Origin of the sequence: Enterococcus sp. 3G1_DIV0629 (assembly GCF_002141285.1) — a bacterium.
In the GTDB taxonomy this organism is placed as follows: domain Bacteria; phylum Bacillota; class Bacilli; order Lactobacillales; family Enterococcaceae; genus Enterococcus_B; species Enterococcus_B lactis.
In genome coordinates this window covers 352,708-372,478 of the sequence record NZ_NGLI01000002.1, presented here as the reverse complement: position 1 = coordinate 372,478, position 19,771 = coordinate 352,708, and the positions used below count along the sequence as shown (strand labels likewise).

The window sequence follows — 19,771 nt, the reverse complement described above, 5'->3', positions numbered from 1 at the left end:
CATGTTAGTACCTAAACGTGTAAAACACCGTCGTGAATTCCGCGGAAAAATGCGCGGGGAAGCTAAAGGCGGAAAAGAAGTAGCATTCGGTGAATACGGTTTGCAAGCTGTTGATTCACATTGGATCACAAACCGCCAAATCGAAGCTGCTCGTATCGCAATGACTCGTTACATGAAACGTGGTGGGAAAGTATGGATTAAAATTTTCCCTCACAAATCTTATACTGCCAAAGCAATTGGGGTACGTATGGGTTCTGGTAAAGGGGCACCTGAAGGATGGGTTGCACCAGTAAAACGTGGTAAAATCATGTTTGAAATCGCAGGCGTTCCTGAAGAAGTAGCTCGTGAAGCGTTACGTCTAGCTTCTCACAAATTACCAATGAAAACTAAGATCGTAAAACGTGAGGAAATGGGTGGTGAATCGAATGAAGGTTAAAGAAATCAGAGAATTAACCACTGCCGAAATGCTTGATCAAGAAAAACAATTAAAAGAAGAATTGTTTAATCTTAGATTCCAATTAGCAACAGGTCAATTAGAAAACACTGCACGTATTAAAGAAGTACGTAAATCGATTGCACGCATCAAAACTGTGTTGCGTGAACAAGCTAAGTAATTATGGAAGGAGGCCATTAAGCGTATGACTGAAGGAAGAAATCAACGCAAAGTTTATCAAGGTCGCGTGGTTTCAGACAAAATGGATAAAACAATTACCGTTGCTGTCGAAACAAAGAAAAACCACCCTATCTATGGCAAACGCATGAACTATTCTAAGAAATACAAAGTGCATGATGAAAACAACACAGCAAAAGTTGGCGACATCGTGAGAATTATGGAAACTCGTCCATTATCAGCTACAAAACGTTTCCGTTTGTTGGAAGTAGTCGAAGAAGCAGTTATTATCTAATAACACGAGATTTTCCTATATAGATTGAATGCAAAATCTGAAAGGAGGATACACAACGTGATCCAAGCAGAAAGTCGTTTAAAAGTCGCTGATAACTCAGGCGCACGTGAAATTTTGACGATCAAAGTCCTTGGTGGATCTGGTCGTAAAACTGCTAACATCGGTGATGTGATCGTTGCTACGGTTAAACAAGCAACGCCAGGTGGGGTTGTCAAAAAAGGTGACGTCGTTAAAGCCGTTATCGTTCGAACAAAATCAGGAGCTCGTCGTACAGACGGTTCATATATTAAATTTGATGAAAATGCTGCAGTGATTATTCGTGATGATAAAAGCCCTCGTGGAACACGTATCTTTGGGCCAGTTGCACGTGAACTACGTGAAAACAACTTCATGAAGATCGTTTCACTAGCACCAGAAGTTTTATAATCTTGAGACACTTATCAAAGGAGGTGCGAAACAGTTATGTTTGTTAAAAAAGGCGATAAAGTTAAAGTTATCACTGGAAAAGACAAAAACAAAGAAGGCGTTGTACTAGCAGCGTTCCCGAAAAAAGATAAAGTTATTGTCGAAGGTGTAAATGTCGTTAAAAAACACCAAAAACCTTCTCAAGCTGCTCCTCAAGGTGGAATTGTTGAGATGGAAGCGCCAATTCATGTTTCTAACGTGATGGTGGTTGACTCTACTGGTGTAGCTGGCCGAGTTGGCTACAAAGAAGTAGACGGCAAAAAAGTCCGTGTTTCTAAAAAAACCGGTGAAGTTTTAGATAAATAAAAGTTTAAGGAAGGAGGGTCTTACTGAATGAACCGCCTAAAAGAAAAATATCTTAAAGAAGTAACTCCATCATTGATGGAAAAATTTAACTATAGCTCTGTTATGCAAACACCTAAAGTTGAAAAAATCGTCATCAACATGGGTGTTGGTGATGCGGTATCAAACGCTAAAAACTTAGATAAAGCAGTTGAAGAATTAACTTTGATCACTGGTCAAAAACCAATGATTACAAAAGCTAAAAAATCAATCGCTGGATTCCGTTTACGTGAAGGAATGCCAATTGGTGCAAAAGTTACATTGCGCGGAGAAAGAATGTACGAATTCTTAGACAAATTGGTTTCAGTTTCACTACCACGTGTACGTGACTTCCATGGTGTAAGTAAAAAAGCCTTTGACGGTCGTGGAAACTATACTTTAGGTATTAAAGAACAATTGATCTTCCCAGAAGTAGATTATGATTTAGTAGATAAAGTACGTGGTATGGACATCGTTATTGTAACAACAGCAAACTCTGATGAAGAATCTCGTGAGTTGTTGACACAATTAGGCATGCCATTCCAAAAATAATTAAAGGAGGCGAACTACGTGGCTAAAAAATCAATGATTGCTAAAAACAAACGTCCTGCAAAATTTTCAACACAAGCTTATACTCGTTGCGAACGTTGCGGACGTCCACATTCAGTTTATCGTAAGTTCCATCTTTGCCGTATTTGCTTCCGCGAACTTGCCTATAAAGGTCAAATTCCCGGCGTGAAGAAAGCTAGCTGGTAAAAAGTAAATTCGCATAAGAAGGAGGTAAAAGATCAATGGTCATGACAGATCCAATTGCAGATTTTCTAACTCGTATCCGTAACGCAAACATGGTTAAACATGAGTCTTTAGAAGTACCTGCATCAAAAATTAAACGTGACATCGCTGAAATCTTGAAACGTGAAGGTTTCGTTCGTGATGTTGAATACATCGAAGATGACAAACAAGGCGTGATCCGTGTTTTCCTAAAATTTGGTAAAAACGGCGAACGTGTTATCACAAACTTAAAACGTATCTCTAAACCAGGTTTGCGTGCTTATGTCAAAGCTGACGAAGTACCAAAAGTATTGAACGGTTTAGGTATCGCAATCATTTCGACTTCTGAAGGTGTTGTCACTGATAAAGAAGCTCGTGAAAAAAATATCGGCGGCGAAGTTATCGCTTACGTATGGTAATCAAGTAGAATCTACAAGGAGGTGTCTTTAAGTGAGCCGTATCGGAAATAAAGTCGTTGTTATCCCTGAAGGAGTAACAGTTACTCAAGAAGGAAACAACGTTACAGTTAAAGGACCAAAAGGTGAATTGACTCGTACTTTCTCAGCAGATATCAAAATGAATATCGAAGGAAACGAAGTGACTTTCACTCGTCCAAACGACAGTAAAGAAATGAAAACAATTCATGGAACAACTCGTGCGAACTTCAACAACATGGTTGTAGGTGTCAGCGAAGGTTTCCAAAAAGCGTTAGAATTAATCGGGGTTGGGTACCGTGCACAATTACAAGGATCAAAACTTGTATTGAACGTTGGTTACTCACATCCAGTAGAAATCACACCACCAGCTGGAGTAACTGTTGAAGTACCAGCTAACACACAAGTAATTGTTAAAGGTGCGAACAAAGAAGAAGTTGGCGAATTAGCTGCAAATATTCGCGGAACTCGTCCTCCAGAACCTTATAAAGGTAAAGGTATTCGTTATGTTGGCGAATATGTACGCCGTAAAGAAGGTAAAACTGGTAAATAATCGTTTAGAAAAATTGCATAGAAGCCAGCAGCAGGAAAAAGGCATTTGGCTGAAGTTTACCTTCAAAAAAATAAATTTTTACTTGTGCCGCAGCTTCTATTTTTCGAAACGTATTTACTGCTTGAAATAGTAGTACAATAAAAATAAAGAGGTGACAATTGTGATTACAAAACCAGATAAGAACAAAACACGTCAAAAGAGACATCGTCGTGTACGTAACAATATCTCTGGTACTGCTGAGCGCCCACGCTTGAACGTTTTTCGTTCTAACAAAAACATCTACGCTCAAATTATTGATGACGTAGCGGGTGTAACGCTAGCAAGTGCCTCTACCTTGGATAAAGAAATTTCAGGTGGAACAAAAACAGAAGCAGCACAAGCTGTCGGTAAACTAGTTGCTGAACGTGCAGCTGAAAAAGGCATTAAAGTAGTAGTCTTTGACCGTGGTGGATACCTTTACCATGGCCGTGTGCAAGCTTTAGCTGAAGCTGCTCGCGAAAATGGACTAGAATTTTAGAAGAAGGAGGAATACCATTCATGGTTTATATCGATCCAAAACATTTGGAATTAGAAGACCGCGTTGTTGCAATTAACCGTGTAACAAAAGTTGTTAAAGGTGGACGTCGTCTACGTTTTGCTGCTTTAGTTGTTGTCGGTGACAAAAACGGACACGTAGGATTTGGTACAGGTAAAGCTCAAGAAGTTCCTGAAGCAATCCGTAAAGCAATTGAAGATGCGAAGAAAAACTTAGTTGAAGTACCTATGGTTGGTTCAACAATCCCACACGAAGTAATCGGTGCTTTTAGTGGTGGTAGAATCCTAATGAAACCTGCTGTAGAAGGTTCTGGGGTTGCTGCTGGCGGACCAGTTCGTGCCGTATTAGAATTAGCTGGGGTAGCAGATATCACTTCTAAATCTTTAGGCTCAAATACACCAATCAACGTTGTTCGCGCAACAGTTGAAGGTTTGAAACAATTGAAACGTGCAGAAGAAGTTGCAGAACTTCGCGGCAAATCAGTTGAAGAATTAATCGGATAAGGAGGACAACAATAATGGCTGAATTAAAAGTTACTTTAAAACGCAGTATTATCGGACGTCCTCAAAACCAACGCGATACAGTTAAAGCGTTAGGTCTTACAAAGATTAACAGTTCAGTGGTTAAGCCTTCTAATGAAGCAATTAAAGGCATGATCAATACTGTTTCTCACCTAGTGGACGTTGAAGAAGTTTAATTAAAAAAATCAGAACTAGAATATTAAGGAGGTGCCAAACCTATGAAACTTCATGAATTAAAACCTGCTGAAGGTTCACGCCAAGTACGTAACCGTGTTGGTCGTGGTACTTCATCTGGTAACGGAAAAACTGCCGGACGCGGACAAAAAGGACAAAAAGCCCGTTCAGGCGGTGGTGTGCGTTTAGGATTTGAAGGGGGACAAACACCATTGTTCCGTCGTTTACCAAAACGAGGATTCACAAACGTGAACCGTAAAGACTATGCAGTCATCAATCTTGATGTATTGAACCGCTTTGAAGACGGAGCTGAAGTAACTCCTGTTGCCTTAGTTGAAGCTGGAATCGTGAAAAACGAAAAAGCTGGAATCAAAGTATTAGCTAACGGGGAACTAAACAAGAAATTAACTGTGAAAGCAGCAAAATTCTCTAAAGCAGCTCAAGAAGCAATTGAAGCGGCTGGTGGATCAATCGAGGTGATCTAATGTTTAGACTATTAAAAGATGCTTTTAAAGTAAAAGACATTAGATCAAAAATCCTATTTACTGTATTTGTGTTGTTTGTATTTCGCCTAGGTGCACATATCACTGTACCAGGCGTAAATGCTGCTTCATTGCAAAACCTTTCTTCTTTGCCATTTTTCAATATGTTGAACTTGGTAAGTGGTAGTGCGATGCAAAACTTCTCCATTTTCTCAATGGGGGTTTCACCATACATTACTGCTTCTATCGTCATTCAGCTTCTTCAAATGGACATCGTGCCTCGATTTGTTGAATGGTCGAAACAAGGGGAAGTGGGTCGTAAAAAATTGAATCAAGCCACTCGATATCTGACATTAGTATTGGCATTTATCCAATCTGTCGGTATCACTGCTGGATTCAATCAATACGCTCAATTAGGTTTCGTGAATAATCCTAACGTAGCAACTTACGTAACGATCGGTTTGATTCTAACAGCCGGTACGATGTTTGTTACTTGGCTAGGAGAACAGATCACAGAAAAAGGTATCGGAAATGGCGTATCAATGATCATTTTTGCAGGTATCATTTCTAGATTGCCTGAAAGTATCAGAGAAATTTATGAAGATTACTTTATAAATATCGATCCTTCAGACATATGGAAATCTGCTATTTTTGTGGCCATTTTATTAGTAGCGGTCTTATTGATCGTGACATTCGTAACATTTTTCCAACAAGCTGAACGCAAGATCCCGATCCAATATACGAAACGTGTCGCTGGCGCGCCTACAAGCAGCTATCTGCCGTTGAAAGTAAATGCAGCTGGAGTTATTCCAGTTATCTTTGCTAGTTCGTTTATTGCTACGCCAAATGCTGTTTTACAAGCATTGAGTGGTAGATTCGGTTCTGAAAACTGGTATAAAGTGATGATGGAGATCTTTAACTATAATACAGCACCTGGTGCTACGATTTATACGATTCTGATCGTTGCCTTCACTTTCTTCTACGCCTTTGTACAAGTAAACCCTGAGAAATTAGCGGAAAACTTGCAAAAGCAAGGAAGTTATATACCAAGCGTACGCCCTGGTAAGGGGACTGAAGAGTATGTCTCAAGATTACTGATGCGCTTAAGTACAGTTGGTGCAGTCTTCCTTGGTTTAGTGGCATTGCTTCCAATCATTGCTCAAATGGTTTGGGATCTTCCACAATCAATTGGATTAGGTGGTACAAGCTTACTGATCGTTATCGGTGTAGCTTTAGAAACTGCGAAACAGTTAGAAGGCTTAATGCTGAAACGTAAATATGTTGGATTCATTGAGTAAGAAAGCGTGTTGAGGTTCTTCCTCAACACACGTTCTCACACATTTATTAGGAGGGAAAACAATGAACCTCATTTTAATGGGGCTGCCAGGCGCAGGTAAAGGAACACAAGCTGAAAAAATCATTGACGCTTATGGTATTCCGCACATCTCAACAGGAGATATGTTCCGCGCAGCGATGCAAAACGAAACAGCTCTTGGCCTGGAAGCAAAGTCTTATATGGATAAAGGTGCATTAGTTCCTGATGAAGTAACAAATGGAATCGTGAAAGAGCGACTAGCTGAACCAGATACAGAGAAAGGCTTCTTATTAGACGGCTTTCCACGTACACTAGATCAAGCAAAAGCTCTGGACGCAATGCTAAAAGATTTGAATAAAAAAATTGATGCTGTCATCGATATCCATGTTGGTGAAGAAATCTTGGTCGAACGTCTAGCCGGCCGATTTATCTGCAGCAATTGTGGAGCAACTTACCATAAAATTTTCAACCCTACAAAAGTTGAAGACACATGTGATCGTTGCGGTGGGCATGAATTCTATCAAAGAGAAGATGATAAACCTGAGACGGTTAAAAATCGTCTGGCTATCAACATCAAAAATAGTGAACCAATCTTGGCTTATTATAAAGAACAAGGTTTGCTAAACACTATTGATGGTGCTCGTGAAATCGATGCTGTATTTGCAGATGTACAAAAAATCATTGAAAAATAGCACGATTGCCCGTAGCCGACTTGCATTATGCAGTTACTCTTGTCAAGTTCAATAAATTATGATAGAATATGTCAGTCCGACTTCTAGAGAATCCTCTAGATGATCCATTTTGAGAATTTTGAGGTGGGAACTGCAGTTTCCGCCATTTTATCGTGTGAAAATGCGAAACAAGTACAAGGAGGTACTGTGCGTGGCAAAAGAAGATATGATTGAAGTCGAAGGTACAGTCGTCGAAACTTTGCCGAATGCAATGTTTAAAGTTGAACTAGAAAACGGACACCAAGTTCTTGCTACTGTTTCAGGTAAAATTCGTATGCATTACATCCGTATCTTACCTGGTGACAAAGTAACGGTTGAATTGTCTCCATACGATCTTAACCGTGGCCGTATTACTTATCGCTTTAAATAATTGTACTCCGTAAAACTACAGGAGGTATTATCATGAAAGTAAGACCATCAGTAAAACCAATGTGCGAACATTGTAAAGTAATTCGTCGTAAAGGACGCGTTATGGTGATTTGCCCAGCAAATCCAAAACATAAACAACGTCAAGGATAATTGGAGGTGCTATAAATATGGCTCGTATTGCAGGAGTAGATATTCCTCGTGATAAACGTGTGGTAGTTTCACTTACTTATATCTATGGTATTGGTAACACTACTGCTAAAAAGATCTTAGCTGATGCTGGTGTATCTGAAGATGTTCGCGTTCGTGAATTAACGAATGAACAAACAGATGCTATCCGTGCAGAAGTAGATAAATTAAAAGTTGAAGGGGATCTTCGTCGTGAAGTGAACTTGAACATCAAACGTTTGATGGAAATCGGTTCTTACCGTGGAATCCGTCATCGCCGTGGATTGCCTGTTCGTGGACAAAACACGAAAAACAATGCACGTACTCGTAAAGGCCCAGCTCGCGCTATCGCTGGCAAGAAAAAATAATTCTTAAGTGAAGGAGGTTAAAACTTCATGGCAGCAAAAAAAGTGAATCGTAAACGCCGTGTGAAGAAGAATATAGAAGCAGGTATTGCACATATCCATTCTACATTCAATAACACTATCATCATGATCACTGATACTCACGGAAATGCATTAGCGTGGTCATCAGCTGGTTCATTAGGTTTCAAAGGAAGCAAAAAATCAACTCCTTTTGCCGCTCAAATGGCAGCAGAAACTGCTACAAAAGCAGCAATGGAACACGGATTAAAGACTGTTGAAGTAACAGTTAAAGGACCTGGTTCTGGACGTGAAGCAGCAATTCGTTCATTACAAGCTACAGGTTTAGAAGTGACTGCAATTCGTGACGTGACTCCAGTTCCTCATAATGGTGCCCGCCCTCCAAAACGCCGTCGTGTTTAATGAGTGCCGCTCATTTTGAGTTTTATCAGTAACGTCATTGAACAAGACACTTTTCGTTTTGAAAGGGGTAAAGATAAGAATGATTGAGTTCGAAAAACCAAGAATCGCAAAAATTGATGAAGAAAAAGATTATGGCAAGTTCATCGTTGAACCTCTTGAAAGAGGGTATGGGACTACTTTAGGGAATTCCCTACGTCGTATTTTATTATCTTCTTTGCCAGGTGCTGCCATCACTAATATTCAAATCGATGGTGTACTGCATGAATTCTCTACCATCAAAGGTGTTAGAGAAGACGTCACTCAAATCATCTTGAACATTAAAGGCTTAGCGCTGAAAATGTATGGCCAAGAAGAAAAAACCCTTGAAATCGATATTACCGGACCTGCTACAGTAACTGCTGGCGATATTATCGTTGATAGTGATGTAGAAATTCTTAACAAAGATATGTACATCTGTAGTGTCTCTGAAGGAGCTACGTTCCATGCTCGCTTAACAGTGAAACCTGGACGTGGTTATGTTCAAGCAGATGAAAATAAAAAAGAAGATATGCCAATTGGCGTTCTTCCAGTCGATTCAATCTACACACCTGTTCGTCGTGTGAACTATCAAGTTGAGAACACACGTGTTGGACACCGTGAAGATTTTGATAAATTGACGATGGAGATTTGGACAGATGGTTCAATCGAACCGTTGGAAGCAATGAGTTTATCTGCGAAAATTATGACTGAACATTTGGATATTTTTGTGAACTTAACTGATGAAGCAAAAAATGCTGAAATCATGGTCGAAAAAGAAGAAACACAAAAAGAAAAAATGTTGGAAATGACGATCGAAGAGTTAGACTTGTCTGTTCGCTCTTACAATTGTTTGAAACGTGCAGGAATCAATACTGTACAAGAACTTACAAATAAATCTGAGCCTGAAATGATCAAAGTCCGTAACTTAGGACGTAAATCATTAGAAGAAGTTAAAGCAAAATTGCACGACTTAGGTTTAGGTTTACGTAAAGAAGATTAAAACCTTTTACGAAGGAGGGAAACCAACGTGAGTTATCGTAAACTAGGACGCACATCTAGCCAACGTAAAGCGATGTTGCGTGATTTAACAACTGATTTATTAATCAACGAACGTATTGTGACTACTGAAGCTCGTGCGAAAGAAGTTCGCTCAACTGCAGAAAAAATGATCACTTTAGGTAAACGCGGAGATTTGCATGCACGTCGTCAAGCTGCGGCTTTCGTACGTAATGAAGTTGCCAGCGTGCGTGAAGAAAATGAGGACATCGTCATTGAATCAGCTTTACAAAAACTATTCAACGATATTGCACCTCGTTACGCAGAACGTCAAGGCGGATACACACGCATTTTGAAGACAGAACCAAGACGCGGTGATGGTGCACCAATGGTTGTCTTAGAACTTGTCTAAAATCACACTAATAACATCACTTTATAGATGATTCTTTTAGAGTGTTATGATGTTGGAAGATATTTTTCCGAGTCTAGCTCAGCGCTGCTCCTCAAGCGAATATCGCTTGGGGAGTAAGCACTCATCATAAAGTGTTTTTTTATACCTTCAATTAACTGTCATGACAGCTCTGCTTGAAGGCATAAAAAAACATTTTAAGCGAGAAATAATTGAAAATTTTGTCTTTTTTTGATAGTGTTAGTAGGAACTTTAGGATGAAGAAGGAGTAATCATGGAGCCAATTATTGAATTAGAGAAAATAAATTACAAATACCAGCCAGATGATCTTCGCCCCGCATTGAAAGATGTCTCCTTTACAATTGATAAAGGTGAGTGGATCGCTATTATTGGACACAACGGTTCAGGAAAATCGACACTTGCCAAAACAATCAATGGGCTACTTCTGCCAGAATCAGGGGTCGTGAAAGTCGGAAATCAAGTATTGGATGAAGAAAACATTTGGACAATCCGGCAAATGGTTGGAATGGTTTTTCAAAATCCAGACAATCAGTTCGTTGGTTCGACAGTAGAAGATGACGTTGCGTTTGGTCTTGAAAATCAAGGGATTCCCAGAGAAGAAATGCTGATACGTGTGAAAGATGCACTTGAGAAAGTTAGAATGGCTGAGTTTGCTACACGCGAGCCTGCTCGTTTATCAGGAGGACAAAAACAGCGTGTTGCTATTGCCGGCGTGGTTGCCTTACGACCTGATATCATTATTTTAGATGAAGCAACAAGTATGCTAGATCCAGAAGGCCGTGAAGAAGTGATTTCTACGATCAAGAAGATCAAAGAAGAAAGTCAATTGACCGTTATATCTATCACTCATGATATTGATGAGGCAGCTAATGCCAATCGGATACTAGTGATGAGGCAAGGAGAACTTGTCCGTGAAGGTACACCAAAAGAAATCTTTTCTGCGGGTCCTGAACTGATCGATTTAGGTCTAGATCTACCATTTCCTGAAAAACTGAAACGTGCACTGAAAGAACGTGGGGTAGATGTGCCAAGTGAATATATGACAGAAGAAAGGATGGTGGATTGGTTATGGACATCCGTTTTGAACAAGTAGACTTCACTTATCAGCCGAATACACCATTTGAACAACGGGCCTTATTTGACATCAATATGACGATCAAAGAAAACAGTTATACAGCATTAGTAGGGCATACCGGAAGCGGGAAATCAACTTTACTCCAACATTTGAATGCGCTTGTTAAGCCAACAAGCGGTACCGTCCATATTGGAGAACGCGACATTCAGCCAGATACGGATAATAAAAATCTAAAGCCTATCCGAAAAAAAGTCGGCATCGTCTTTCAGTTTCCAGAAGCACAGCTATTCGAAGAAACAGTGGCAAAAGATATTGCCTTCGGTCCTAAAAACTTTGGTGTCAGTGAAGAAGAAGCGGTGATACTAGCAAAAGAAACATTAGAACAAGTTGGACTGGATGAAAGCTATTTGGAACGTTCACCATTTGAACTTTCAGGAGGGCAAATGCGTAGAGTAGCAATCGCTGGTGTGCTTGCCATGAAGCCTGAAGTACTTGTATTGGATGAACCAACGGCAGGACTTGATCCTCAGGGCAGAAAAGAAATGATGGAGATGTTTTGGCGTCTTCATAAGGAACAACAGATTACTATTGTTTTAGTGACGCATTTAATGGATGATGTAGCTAATTTTGCAGACTATGTCTATGTACTGGAGAAGGGGCGAATCGTTAATAGCGGGCAGCCCAAAGAGGTTTTTCAAAACATCGAATGGCTAAAAGAAAAACAGTTAGGTGTACCTACTGCCACAGAATTTGCAGAAGAATTAATGGCTAAAGGGATGGACTTCACTACCTTACCTTTGACAGCTGAAGAATTAGCAGACGCCATCGTCCATTCTGCTGGAGGAAATGCCCATGATGAATAAATTGATATTTGGTCGTTATATGCCAGGAGATTCCTTGATCCATCGATTGGATCCCCGAGCCAAATTATTAGCCAGTTTTTATTTTATTGGTATCATTTTTTTAGCAAATAATTGGGAAACATATCTTGTATTGGCAGTTTTCACATTATTTTCTGTCTTCTTATCAAAAGTAGACTTGAAATTTTTTATCCGAGGTATTCGCCCATTGATTTGGCTGATCCTCTTTACTGTAGCTTTGCAAGTCTTGTTTACTAGTGGCGGAGAAACTTATTGGAGTTGGGGTGTTTTCCATATCACTGAATTTGGGGTGATGAACGGTCTCTTTATTTTCTGCCGATTCGTGTTGATTATTTTTATGTCGACGCTGCTCACGCTTACTACACCGCCTTTGGAATTATCTGATGCGATTGAGTACTTGCTTCGACCATTGAAAGCCGTACGGTTCCCAGTCCACGAAATTTCTTTGATGCTGTCGATTGCGCTTCGTTTTGTGCCTACATTGATGGATGAAACAGAAAAGATCATGAACGCTCAGCGCGCGCGTGGTGTTGACTTTGGTGAAGGCAATCTAGTTCAGAAAATGAAAGCAGTCATTCCTTTGCTGATACCTTTATTTGTCAGCAGTTTCAACCGAGCGGAAGATCTTGCGACCGCTATGGAAGCAAGGGGCTACAAGGGCGGGGAAGGAAGAACGAAATATCGTGTCTTGCATTGGCATAATAGAGACACGATGGTTATCATTGCTTTTATATTATTAACCGTGCTACTGATCTTTTTAAGAGGATAAACGTTCAGTGGACCGCTATCTATCCTTTTCTTGCTAATCTATTTGCAAGAAAGTATGCGAGCAGTGTATGACAAGAAACATTAGGGTCTGTGGCAGACTAATGTCACAGGCCTTTTTCTTTTATTTGAAAAAAAGAACAAACAACATTATCTGGAAAAACCACTATTTCTAGACAACTTTTTAGAAACAAAGGAGAGAAAACCATGGTACGTTACAAAGCAATCATTGCATACGACGGAACAAATTTCAATGGGTTCCAGAAACAGCCAAATGGACGTACTGTTCAAGAAGAAGTAGAAAAAACATTACAAAAAATGGCAAACGGGAAAGAAATCACGGTCTTTGGTTCGGGAAGGACAGATGCCGGAGTACATGCAATCGGGCAAGTGATCCATTTTGATTATCCAGAAGAACGCCCGTTAGAACGAATGCGTTTTGCGTTAGATACCCAGTCACCAGAGGATATCGCTGTAAGACAAGTAGAAATCGTTTCAGAAGAATTCCATGCAAGATATTTGGTCAAAGAAAAAACTTATCAATTTCGAGTGGATATAGGCAAGCCACGCAGTCCCTTTCGACGTCATTATGCCAGTTATTATCCTTACCCACTTGATTTGGAAAAAATTCAGCGGGCACTACCTGATTTATTGGGGACCCACGATTTCACCTCTTTTTGCGCATCAGGAAGCTCGATAGAGGATAAAGTACGTACGATCTATGAGGCTAAGATGGAGGTCAATGAAACAAAAGACGAATTGTTGTTTACTTTTAGGGGAAATGGCTTCTTGTATAAGATGATACGTATCTTAGTAGGAACGCTTTTGAAAATTGGTAATGGCCGATTGCCTGAAGATAGTATCCCAGCGATTATTGCGAAAAAAGATCGTAATGCAGCAGGACCTACAGCACACCCTGAAGGACTTTATTTGTATGAAGTGAAATATGAATAAGAGGTTGTGAAAAAGCTGCCCTGCATCAAGCAATAAGAACAGCCAAACCAAAATAGCTCCTCCTATTTTTCGTTTGGTTGGGCTTATTACTGCAGATGCAAGTTTTGAACACCGTTTACCAAGAGGTCGTGATCCTGCCGTTTAACTCTGAGTCACAAGGAGCAATTTCAAAAAACAGCTTCTCATGTTTGTTGAATATTGTGACTTGTGACCGAGGAGTTGGCAGGAGAACACCGTTTAAGGAAGAGGTCGTGAAATCAGCGTTTTGACCTGAGTATTAGAGAAACAAACGGAAAAATAGCTCCTCATATTTTGCCGTTTGTTGAGCTAATACCGAAGGACAGCTGATTGAACACCGTTTAAGAAAGAGGTCGTGAGCCTGTCATTTAGCTCTGAGTCACAAGAAATAATTTCAAAAAACAGCTTCTCGCGTTTGATGAATATCACAACTTGTGAACGAAGCATGGATAAGTGAACCTTCTTTTTGCCACACTACTTTTTTGTAACCAAAAAACGATGGAACGTTGTTTTGATTGCCCTTGGTGCGGACAGTCTGAACAGGTTCCATCGTTTCTTTATTTTCTTCGTCTTCTTCTGTGTGTGTTTCGCGGTTTTTCTTCTATTGTTGGATCAATCGTGCCATAAAAGGGGCGATTGCGGTCAAGGTACCAGACATAAAGAATAAACAATGCAATACATAGGACAAAAAGGATTGCACCTATCATAAATCCTTCAGGCAAGTAGCTGAAAGTGACCGTATGTTTACCTGCTGGAACTTTTATCATCAAGAATGCGTTTTTGAAGTTGCTGACTTTGACTGGCTTTCCATCGATTTCGGCTTTCCATCCTTTGTCGTAAGGAATAGTTGTCACCAACATAGAATCTTCTGCGGTATCTACAGTTCCAGAAGCTTTTCTGCCAGATGCTTTCATTTCGACACCTTTTTCTTTGATCTGATTCATTGCGGCTTGATAGGCTACAACATCTAGACCAACGACTTTCGGCTCCATGAAACTTACTTCTTTCGTCCCATAAAAACTTGCAGTAAATGTCACCGTTGTCTCTTGGGGATAATAGCCAAGATCATAGTATTGTCCAGAAATATTGATTTGCGTTTTCCTCGATGTACCATTGACAGTGATCGTTGCACTAGAACTTTCTAATTGTGCAAAATTGGTTGGGAACAAACTTAAGTAAGCTTGTGTATTTGCAGGTACATGGACTTCCCATGTGAGCTCTTTCGGTTGATTATCTGCCGTCTCTGAATAAGTCACACCAGTCGTTGTTTTTGTGATCGTCGTATTTAACTGATTCTTCAAAGTAGGCGTATAGAATGTAAAATACTGTTCATTTAGACCAGATAATGTATTGATCAAGTTTGTCTGACTAGTTAAATTATCTGTTACGGGCTGCTCAATATCATTAACGGATAACGGTGCGGTAAATGCCAGTGGCAATGCATTGACATTCTGATACAGTGTATAGTCGCCGCTTTGACCAGCTTGGCGGAAGCCATATTTGCTGAACGTGCTTTCGTTCTTAGAAATGTTGTATTTGATTCCTGTAAAGCCATCCATCAGCAAAGTATTATTATTGTAACGGATATTCAAATTTGTCCCTCTTGAACGGAACCCTAATGTATCCAGATAAGAGGAAGAATTACGATTTCTTATAGAAGAAAACAAGCTGATGCCACTGTAACCGTAGTTGATCGAATCGTTTGGCGATACCGGATCCAGATTTTCCAAGCGGTAAAACGAGTCAGAATCTTCTTTTGTTTCATTTACAAGAGCTTTCAAGTCAGGATAAGGATCCGTATACAAACTGCGGGAAGCATAATTCCAATCATCAAGGATACCATGGATCATGCTGTTCGTATTGACTAGAGCCTCAGCAGACATGATCAATAACAACAATATACTTAGATGGTTGAAGGAAAGTTTTTTATGCTGATAAAATCCCACAGCAAAAGCATAGATCCCTAAGAAAACAACTGTCAATACAAAGGAAGTCATTGTCACATAGGTGTAGCTTCCTTCAGGTTTGATGCCCCATGCCACCGCAAAGAGAGCAGCTACGACCAAAATGATTCCTAACAACAGCCCACGATCGTCTTGTTCTACCTTTTCCCATCCTTTTCCTGCAAGCAGGAGAACTAAGAAAGAGAACAGATAGGCATAACGGAATAAAAACATATTCGGTGCATGCATACCATGCCAAAACAAATTCAATGGAACAAGATAAAAACTTGCGATAAGTATGGCGAAAAGACCACCGTACAAAAACTTATTTTTCAACGGTACTTTCCGACTGGCAAAATAAAACAAGCAAAGGACCAGCGGAAGTAGACCTACATAAATGAACGGAATCGAACCGTATTTTGTGGTGTCATAAACACCAATCATGTTTTTCATGATCAGATCCAGATAAGAAGTCGCTTCTGTTTTCAGCGTAGTGATTTGACTCAATGCTTCGCCATTTGACCGAAGATCCAGTACTGCTGGTAATACAATGATCATTGAAGCGCCGCCTGCCAGTAAAGAAGTGATCCCATAAGGAACAATCGATTTTTTGTATTCTGACCAGTTTGTCAATAGACGGGCAATAAAATATAAGAAAGAAAAGACACCAATCATAAAGCCCATATAAAAACTGGATAGAAACAAGAGTAAATAGCTGATGAATAAAAGTTTCGGCCGTTTCAGATCCATGACACGATGAATCCCCAAAATCACTAATGGAAGATAAACAAATGCATCCAGCCACATGATGATCTCCGAATGTGCAGTGATGAATGAGATCAATGCGTAACTGACGCTAAGTGCAACATGCCCCCAGCGAGGAATCTTGAATGTGCGTGCAAGAAACCAAAAAGCTAATCCGGCACAGCCGACTTTAAGCAAAGTCAGAACATAAAGTGCATCTGGCATCATCTGGTTTGGAAAGAAGAAAACCAGTGGCGTGAAGATTCCGCCGAGATAATAAGAAATCAAAGACAGATAATTCAAGCCCAGAGAAGCATTCCATGTATAGAAAATACTTTGCTTTCCAAGAAGGACATTTCGGAAGCTTGCATGAAAATTAGAAAATTGTGAAAAGGCATCACTTGCCAAAATACTTCTGCTGCTCCCGGGATAGATCCCGATACTTAAATAAACAAGTGCTAAAATCAAAAACGGAATCAGGAAACTAGCTGCTGCGTAGCGTCCGTTTTCTCTAAAGAATGACTTTAAGTTTTTTTTCATATTTATTTTCCACCAAATTTCTATGAAGTTGTATTTAGTTTATCATATCCTTGTTTTTCTCTGCTTAAAAAGAGTCTAGTTTTCATAAAAAAATAAAATTTGGGAATAAATAACTTCACAATTTGTTCGTATAACAAAAATAAACACAAAAAAAGGGGAGGAATCAAAAATTCCACCCACCAAAATTTTTATTAAATAAAAAACCGTTCACTATCTGAACGGTCCAAGTATCATTCAATTAAACGCGTTCAACTTTTCCTGATTTCAAAGCACGAGTTGACACCCAAACTTTTTTAGGTTTTCCGTCGACCATAACGCGAACTTTTTGTAAGTTAGGTTTAACAGTACGTTTTGTTGAGTTCATAGCGTGTGAACGGTTGTTTCCACTTTTTGTCTTGCGACCTGTAAAGTAACAAACTTTTGCCATGGTAATTTCCTCCTTTGCCTTGATTTGGAGCAATAGAATAATTCAGCTCATACCAGACTAACATATCATATAGATTGGAAATTTGCAAGTACATTTTCATGGATACAATTGACATTTGTGAAGAATAATTGTAAATTAAACAGGGTTATACCTGAAATTTTGCAAGGTTTTTGAGTACTTTGGGTAACTGCCTTTTATTTCAAGTTGCGCTATGATAAAATATGATAGAAGAAAAATGGGAGTATTTTACCCGTTAAGGAGGCTCATTCATGGCTGTAAAAATTCAAACGTCAGCTGGAACCATTGAAATTACCAATGATGTAATTGCAACAGTTGTTGGTGGCGCCGCGACAGATGTGTTCGGTGTTGTAGGAATGGCCAGCAAAAATCAAATTAAAGATAATATTACTGAGATTTTGCGTAAAGAAAATTACTCAAGAGGAGTAGTTGTCCGCCAAGAAGATAATGGTATTGCTGTAGATGTTTATACGATTATCAGCTATGGTACGAAAATCTCTGAAGTTTCTCGCAACGTCCAAGAAAAAGTGAAATACAATCTAGAGGCATTATTAGGCGTAGCTGCCAATTCAGTTAATGTCTTTGTACAAGGTGTTCGTGTACTGCCAGACTAGGCAGGAGACTGGCTGATAACTCAGCAGTCGATCTGAAGGAGGATTATCTAGGTGAGTGTAACAGAAATAAGTGCAAGCCAGTTCCAGGAAATGGTGCAGGCTGGTGCGAATCGTCTGCAAGTAAATGCAGAATACGTCAATTCATTAAATGTATTCCCTGTGCCAGATGGCGATACGGGAACAAATATGAATCTATCTATGACTAGTGGAGCGAAGGCAGTAGTAGATTCAACCTCAGAAAAAGTAGGAGAATTAGCAGCAATGCTTTCAAAAGGATTGCTGATGGGTGCGCGCGGAAATTCCGGCGTTATTTTGTCTCAATTGTTCCGAGGATTTTCTAAGCAAATTCCAGATGTTGTCTCATTAAATGCTTCTGATCTTGCTGCAGCATTCACTCATGGTGTTGAAACTGCGTATAAAGCAGTAATGAAACCAGTAGAAGGAACGATTTTGACAGTAGCTAGAGAAGCAGCAAAAGCTGGAGAAAAGAAAGCGAAGAGTACAGATGATGTCGTTGAAGTGATGACAGCTGTTGTAAAAGGAGCAAAACGTGCTTTAGCGAAAACCCCAGACTTGCTTCCAGTCCTAAAAGAAGTCGGTGTTGTAGACAGTGGAGGACAAGGATTGCTGTTTGTTTATGAGGGCTTTTTAAGCGCATTGAATGGAGAATTCCAAGCGGATGAAACATATGAACCTTCTCCAGCAGAAATGGATGATATGGTCAATGCAGAGCACCATCGCAGTGTCCAAGGACAAATGGCGACAGAAGATATCCATTTTGGTTATTGTACAGAAATCATGGTGAAAATCGGTGAAGGACCTACTGTTGATAGCACGTTCGACTACGAAGAATTCCGTAACTATTTAGATGGTATTGGAGATTCTTTACTTGTGGTCAATGATGACGAGATCATCAAAGTCCACGTGCATACAGAAAACCCAGGAGAAGTCTTGAACTATGGACAAAAATTCGGTTCATTAGTCAAAATCAAAGTCGACAACATGCGCTTGCAGCATGAGACGATTTTGGAACACGATGAAGAAGTGAACGAGTTTGCGAAAAAAGAAACACCACGTATCCCGTATGGTATCGTAGCAATCGCTGCTGGTAAAGGCGTCCAAGAGCTGTTTGAAAGTTTAGGCGCTAATTATGTTATCAGCGGTGGGCAAACAATGAACCCAAGTACGGAAGACATCGTTAAAGCAATCCAAGAAGTGAACGCAGATAAAGTGATTGTCTTACCGAACAACAAAAACATCTTCATGGCAGCTGATCAAGCGGCAGAAGTAGCAGATATCCCAGTAGCAGTTGTTCCTTCAAGAACGATTTCTCAAGGATTGACGGCTATGCTTTCATTCAATGATCAAGCTTCTTTAGAAGAAAACAAAGAAACGATGACAGAAATGTTGTCTAGCGTCGTAAGTGGTCAAGTCACTCACGCAATCAGAGATACCTCAATCGACGGTGTAGAGATCAAAGAAGGCGACTTTTTAGGCATGATCGATGGAAAAATCATGATCTCTAACCCAGATATCACAGCAACAGCGTTAAGTACACTAGAACAAATGATCAATGAGGACACAGAGATCGTAACGATCTTAGCAGGTGATGAAGGAACAGTTGAACAAGCAAATGAATTTGCTGAGAAACTAACAGAAAAACATCCTGATTTGGAAATCGAGATCCACCAAGGAGATCAGCCTGTCTATCCTTATCTATTTTCTGCTGAATAATTCCTGTGACAGAATATCTTTCTAACACAGTATTCATTCATAAAAGGCCTTCGGTTAGTGATCAGGTATGATCACTGACCAAGTCCTT

Annotated in this window: 29 protein-coding genes; 27 read left to right on the top strand and 2 right to left on the bottom strand. The window is 39.9% G+C overall.

Annotated features, from left to right (window positions below):
• The first annotated feature begins 1 nt into the window (after nt 1).
• From rplP to truA, 25 genes are all read left to right on the top strand, one after another.
• Nucleotides 2-436 (top strand): 50S ribosomal protein L16, encoded by a 435-nt coding sequence (gene rplP, locus A5816_RS10590; protein ID WP_002288661.1) that lies wholly within the window; start codon nt 2-4, stop codon nt 434-436.
• Nucleotides 426-614, top strand: a complete 189-nt coding sequence (gene rpmC, locus A5816_RS10585; RefSeq protein ID WP_002288664.1) for a 50S ribosomal protein L29 — start codon at nt 426-428, stop codon at nt 612-614. Before rplP ends, rpmC begins: the two co-directional genes overlap by 11 nt.
• 24 nt (nt 615-638) lie before the next feature.
• Nucleotides 639-905, top strand: coding sequence for a 30S ribosomal protein S17 (rpsQ, locus tag A5816_RS10580; protein WP_002288668.1), 267 nt, complete (start codon nt 639-641; stop codon nt 903-905).
• Between the two features lie 57 nt (nt 906-962).
• Entirely contained in the window at nt 963-1,331 is a 369-nt protein-coding gene (rplN, locus tag A5816_RS10575) for a 50S ribosomal protein L14 (RefSeq protein WP_002288669.1), read from the top strand.
• Between the two features lie 36 nt (nt 1,332-1,367).
• Entirely contained in the window at nt 1,368-1,676 is a 309-nt protein-coding gene (rplX, locus tag A5816_RS10570; protein WP_002288670.1) for a 50S ribosomal protein L24, read from the top strand.
• 27 nt (nt 1,677-1,703) lie between these two features.
• A complete protein-coding gene (rplE, locus tag A5816_RS10565; protein WP_002288671.1) occupies nt 1,704-2,243 on the top strand; it encodes a 50S ribosomal protein L5 in 540 nt (179 codons plus the stop codon).
• Nucleotides 2,244-2,261: 18 nt separating this feature from the next.
• A complete protein-coding gene (locus A5816_RS10560) occupies nt 2,262-2,447 on the top strand; it encodes a type Z 30S ribosomal protein S14 (RefSeq protein ID WP_002288673.1) in 186 nt (61 codons plus the stop codon).
• Nucleotides 2,448-2,482: 35 nt separating this feature from the next.
• On the top strand, nt 2,483-2,881 hold the full coding sequence (gene rpsH / locus A5816_RS10555) for a 30S ribosomal protein S8 (RefSeq protein WP_002288675.1): 399 nt from the start codon (nt 2,483-2,485) through the stop codon (nt 2,879-2,881).
• Between the two features lie 31 nt (nt 2,882-2,912).
• A complete protein-coding gene (gene rplF / locus A5816_RS10550) occupies nt 2,913-3,449 on the top strand; it encodes a 50S ribosomal protein L6 (protein ID WP_002309839.1) in 537 nt (178 codons plus the stop codon).
• Between the two features lie 160 nt (nt 3,450-3,609).
• Entirely contained in the window at nt 3,610-3,966 is a 357-nt protein-coding gene (gene rplR, locus A5816_RS10545; RefSeq protein ID WP_002288679.1) for a 50S ribosomal protein L18, read from the top strand.
• A 20-nt stretch (nt 3,967-3,986) separates the two neighbouring features.
• Entirely contained in the window at nt 3,987-4,487 is a 501-nt protein-coding gene (gene rpsE / locus A5816_RS10540) for a 30S ribosomal protein S5 (protein WP_002288681.1), read from the top strand.
• Nucleotides 4,488-4,501: 14 nt separating this feature from the next.
• The gene (gene rpmD, locus A5816_RS10535) at nt 4,502-4,681 is read left to right on the top strand and encodes a 50S ribosomal protein L30 (RefSeq protein WP_002290455.1); all 180 of its coding nucleotides are present in this window, start codon (nt 4,502-4,504) and stop codon (nt 4,679-4,681) included.
• Between the two features lie 42 nt (nt 4,682-4,723).
• On the top strand, nt 4,724-5,164 hold the full coding sequence (gene rplO, locus A5816_RS10530) for a 50S ribosomal protein L15 (RefSeq protein WP_002288687.1): 441 nt from the start codon (nt 4,724-4,726) through the stop codon (nt 5,162-5,164).
• On the top strand, nt 5,164-6,459 hold the full coding sequence (secY, locus tag A5816_RS10525) for a preprotein translocase subunit SecY (RefSeq protein WP_002288688.1): 1,296 nt from the start codon (nt 5,164-5,166) through the stop codon (nt 6,457-6,459). Before rplO ends, secY begins: the two co-directional genes overlap by 1 nt.
• A gap of 61 nt (nt 6,460-6,520) precedes the next feature.
• Nucleotides 6,521-7,168: an adenylate kinase gene (locus A5816_RS10520; RefSeq protein ID WP_002288690.1), complete on the top strand. Its 648-nt coding sequence runs from the start codon at nt 6,521-6,523 to the stop codon at nt 7,166-7,168.
• Nucleotides 7,169-7,358: 190 nt separating this feature from the next.
• The gene (gene infA / locus A5816_RS10515) at nt 7,359-7,577 is read left to right on the top strand and encodes a translation initiation factor IF-1 (protein WP_002288695.1); all 219 of its coding nucleotides are present in this window, start codon (nt 7,359-7,361) and stop codon (nt 7,575-7,577) included.
• A 32-nt stretch (nt 7,578-7,609) separates the two neighbouring features.
• Complete coding sequence (gene rpmJ, locus A5816_RS10510) at nt 7,610-7,726, top strand: 50S ribosomal protein L36 (RefSeq protein ID WP_002288710.1); 117 nt, start codon at nt 7,610-7,612, stop codon at nt 7,724-7,726.
• A 17-nt stretch (nt 7,727-7,743) separates the two neighbouring features.
• Nucleotides 7,744-8,109 carry a 30S ribosomal protein S13 gene (rpsM, locus tag A5816_RS10505; protein ID WP_002288713.1) on the top strand — a complete coding sequence of 122 codons (366 nt, stop codon included), beginning with the start codon at nt 7,744-7,746 and terminating at the stop codon, nt 8,107-8,109.
• 27 nt (nt 8,110-8,136) lie between these two features.
• Complete coding sequence (gene rpsK, locus A5816_RS10500; protein WP_002288714.1) at nt 8,137-8,526, top strand: 30S ribosomal protein S11; 390 nt, start codon at nt 8,137-8,139, stop codon at nt 8,524-8,526.
• Nucleotides 8,527-8,605: 79 nt separating this feature from the next.
• Nucleotides 8,606-9,544: a DNA-directed RNA polymerase subunit alpha gene (locus A5816_RS10495; RefSeq protein ID WP_002288715.1), complete on the top strand. Its 939-nt coding sequence runs from the start codon at nt 8,606-8,608 to the stop codon at nt 9,542-9,544.
• A 27-nt stretch (nt 9,545-9,571) separates the two neighbouring features.
• The gene (rplQ, locus tag A5816_RS10490) at nt 9,572-9,952 is read left to right on the top strand and encodes a 50S ribosomal protein L17 (protein ID WP_002288716.1); all 381 of its coding nucleotides are present in this window, start codon (nt 9,572-9,574) and stop codon (nt 9,950-9,952) included.
• Between the two features lie 271 nt (nt 9,953-10,223).
• The gene (locus tag A5816_RS10485) at nt 10,224-11,063 is read left to right on the top strand and encodes an energy-coupling factor ABC transporter ATP-binding protein (protein ID WP_002290456.1); all 840 of its coding nucleotides are present in this window, start codon (nt 10,224-10,226) and stop codon (nt 11,061-11,063) included.
• Nucleotides 11,039-11,908, top strand: a complete 870-nt coding sequence (locus A5816_RS10480; RefSeq protein WP_002373152.1) for an energy-coupling factor ABC transporter ATP-binding protein — start codon at nt 11,039-11,041, stop codon at nt 11,906-11,908. Before A5816_RS10485 ends, A5816_RS10480 begins: the two co-directional genes overlap by 25 nt.
• On the top strand, nt 11,898-12,695 hold the full coding sequence (locus tag A5816_RS10475; RefSeq protein WP_002315505.1) for an energy-coupling factor transporter transmembrane protein EcfT: 798 nt from the start codon (nt 11,898-11,900) through the stop codon (nt 12,693-12,695). Before A5816_RS10480 ends, A5816_RS10475 begins: the two co-directional genes overlap by 11 nt.
• A 203-nt stretch (nt 12,696-12,898) precedes the next feature.
• Nucleotides 12,899-13,645, top strand: coding sequence for a tRNA pseudouridine(38-40) synthase TruA (gene truA, locus A5816_RS10470; RefSeq protein ID WP_002373153.1), 747 nt, complete (start codon nt 12,899-12,901; stop codon nt 13,643-13,645).
• Between the two features lie 575 nt (nt 13,646-14,220).
• Here the strand turns inward: truA and A5816_RS10460 are convergent.
• Entirely contained in the window at nt 14,221-16,890 is a 2,670-nt protein-coding gene (locus tag A5816_RS10460; protein WP_086311301.1) for a YfhO family protein, read from the bottom strand.
• A gap of 238 nt (nt 16,891-17,128) precedes the next feature.
• Entirely contained in the window at nt 17,129-17,317 is a 189-nt protein-coding gene (gene rpmB, locus A5816_RS10455; protein ID WP_002290463.1) for a 50S ribosomal protein L28, read from the bottom strand.
• Nucleotides 17,318-17,586: 269 nt separating this feature from the next.
• On the opposite strand from rpmB, the gene A5816_RS10445 reads away from it, so the two are divergent.
• The gene (locus A5816_RS10445; protein ID WP_002290464.1) at nt 17,587-17,949 is read left to right on the top strand and encodes an Asp23/Gls24 family envelope stress response protein; all 363 of its coding nucleotides are present in this window, start codon (nt 17,587-17,589) and stop codon (nt 17,947-17,949) included.
• Nucleotides 17,950-18,000: 51 nt separating this feature from the next.
• Nucleotides 18,001-19,683, top strand: a complete 1,683-nt coding sequence (locus A5816_RS10440; protein WP_002290465.1) for a DAK2 domain-containing protein — start codon at nt 18,001-18,003, stop codon at nt 19,681-19,683.
• The last annotated feature ends 88 nt before the right edge of the window (nt 19,684-19,771 follow it).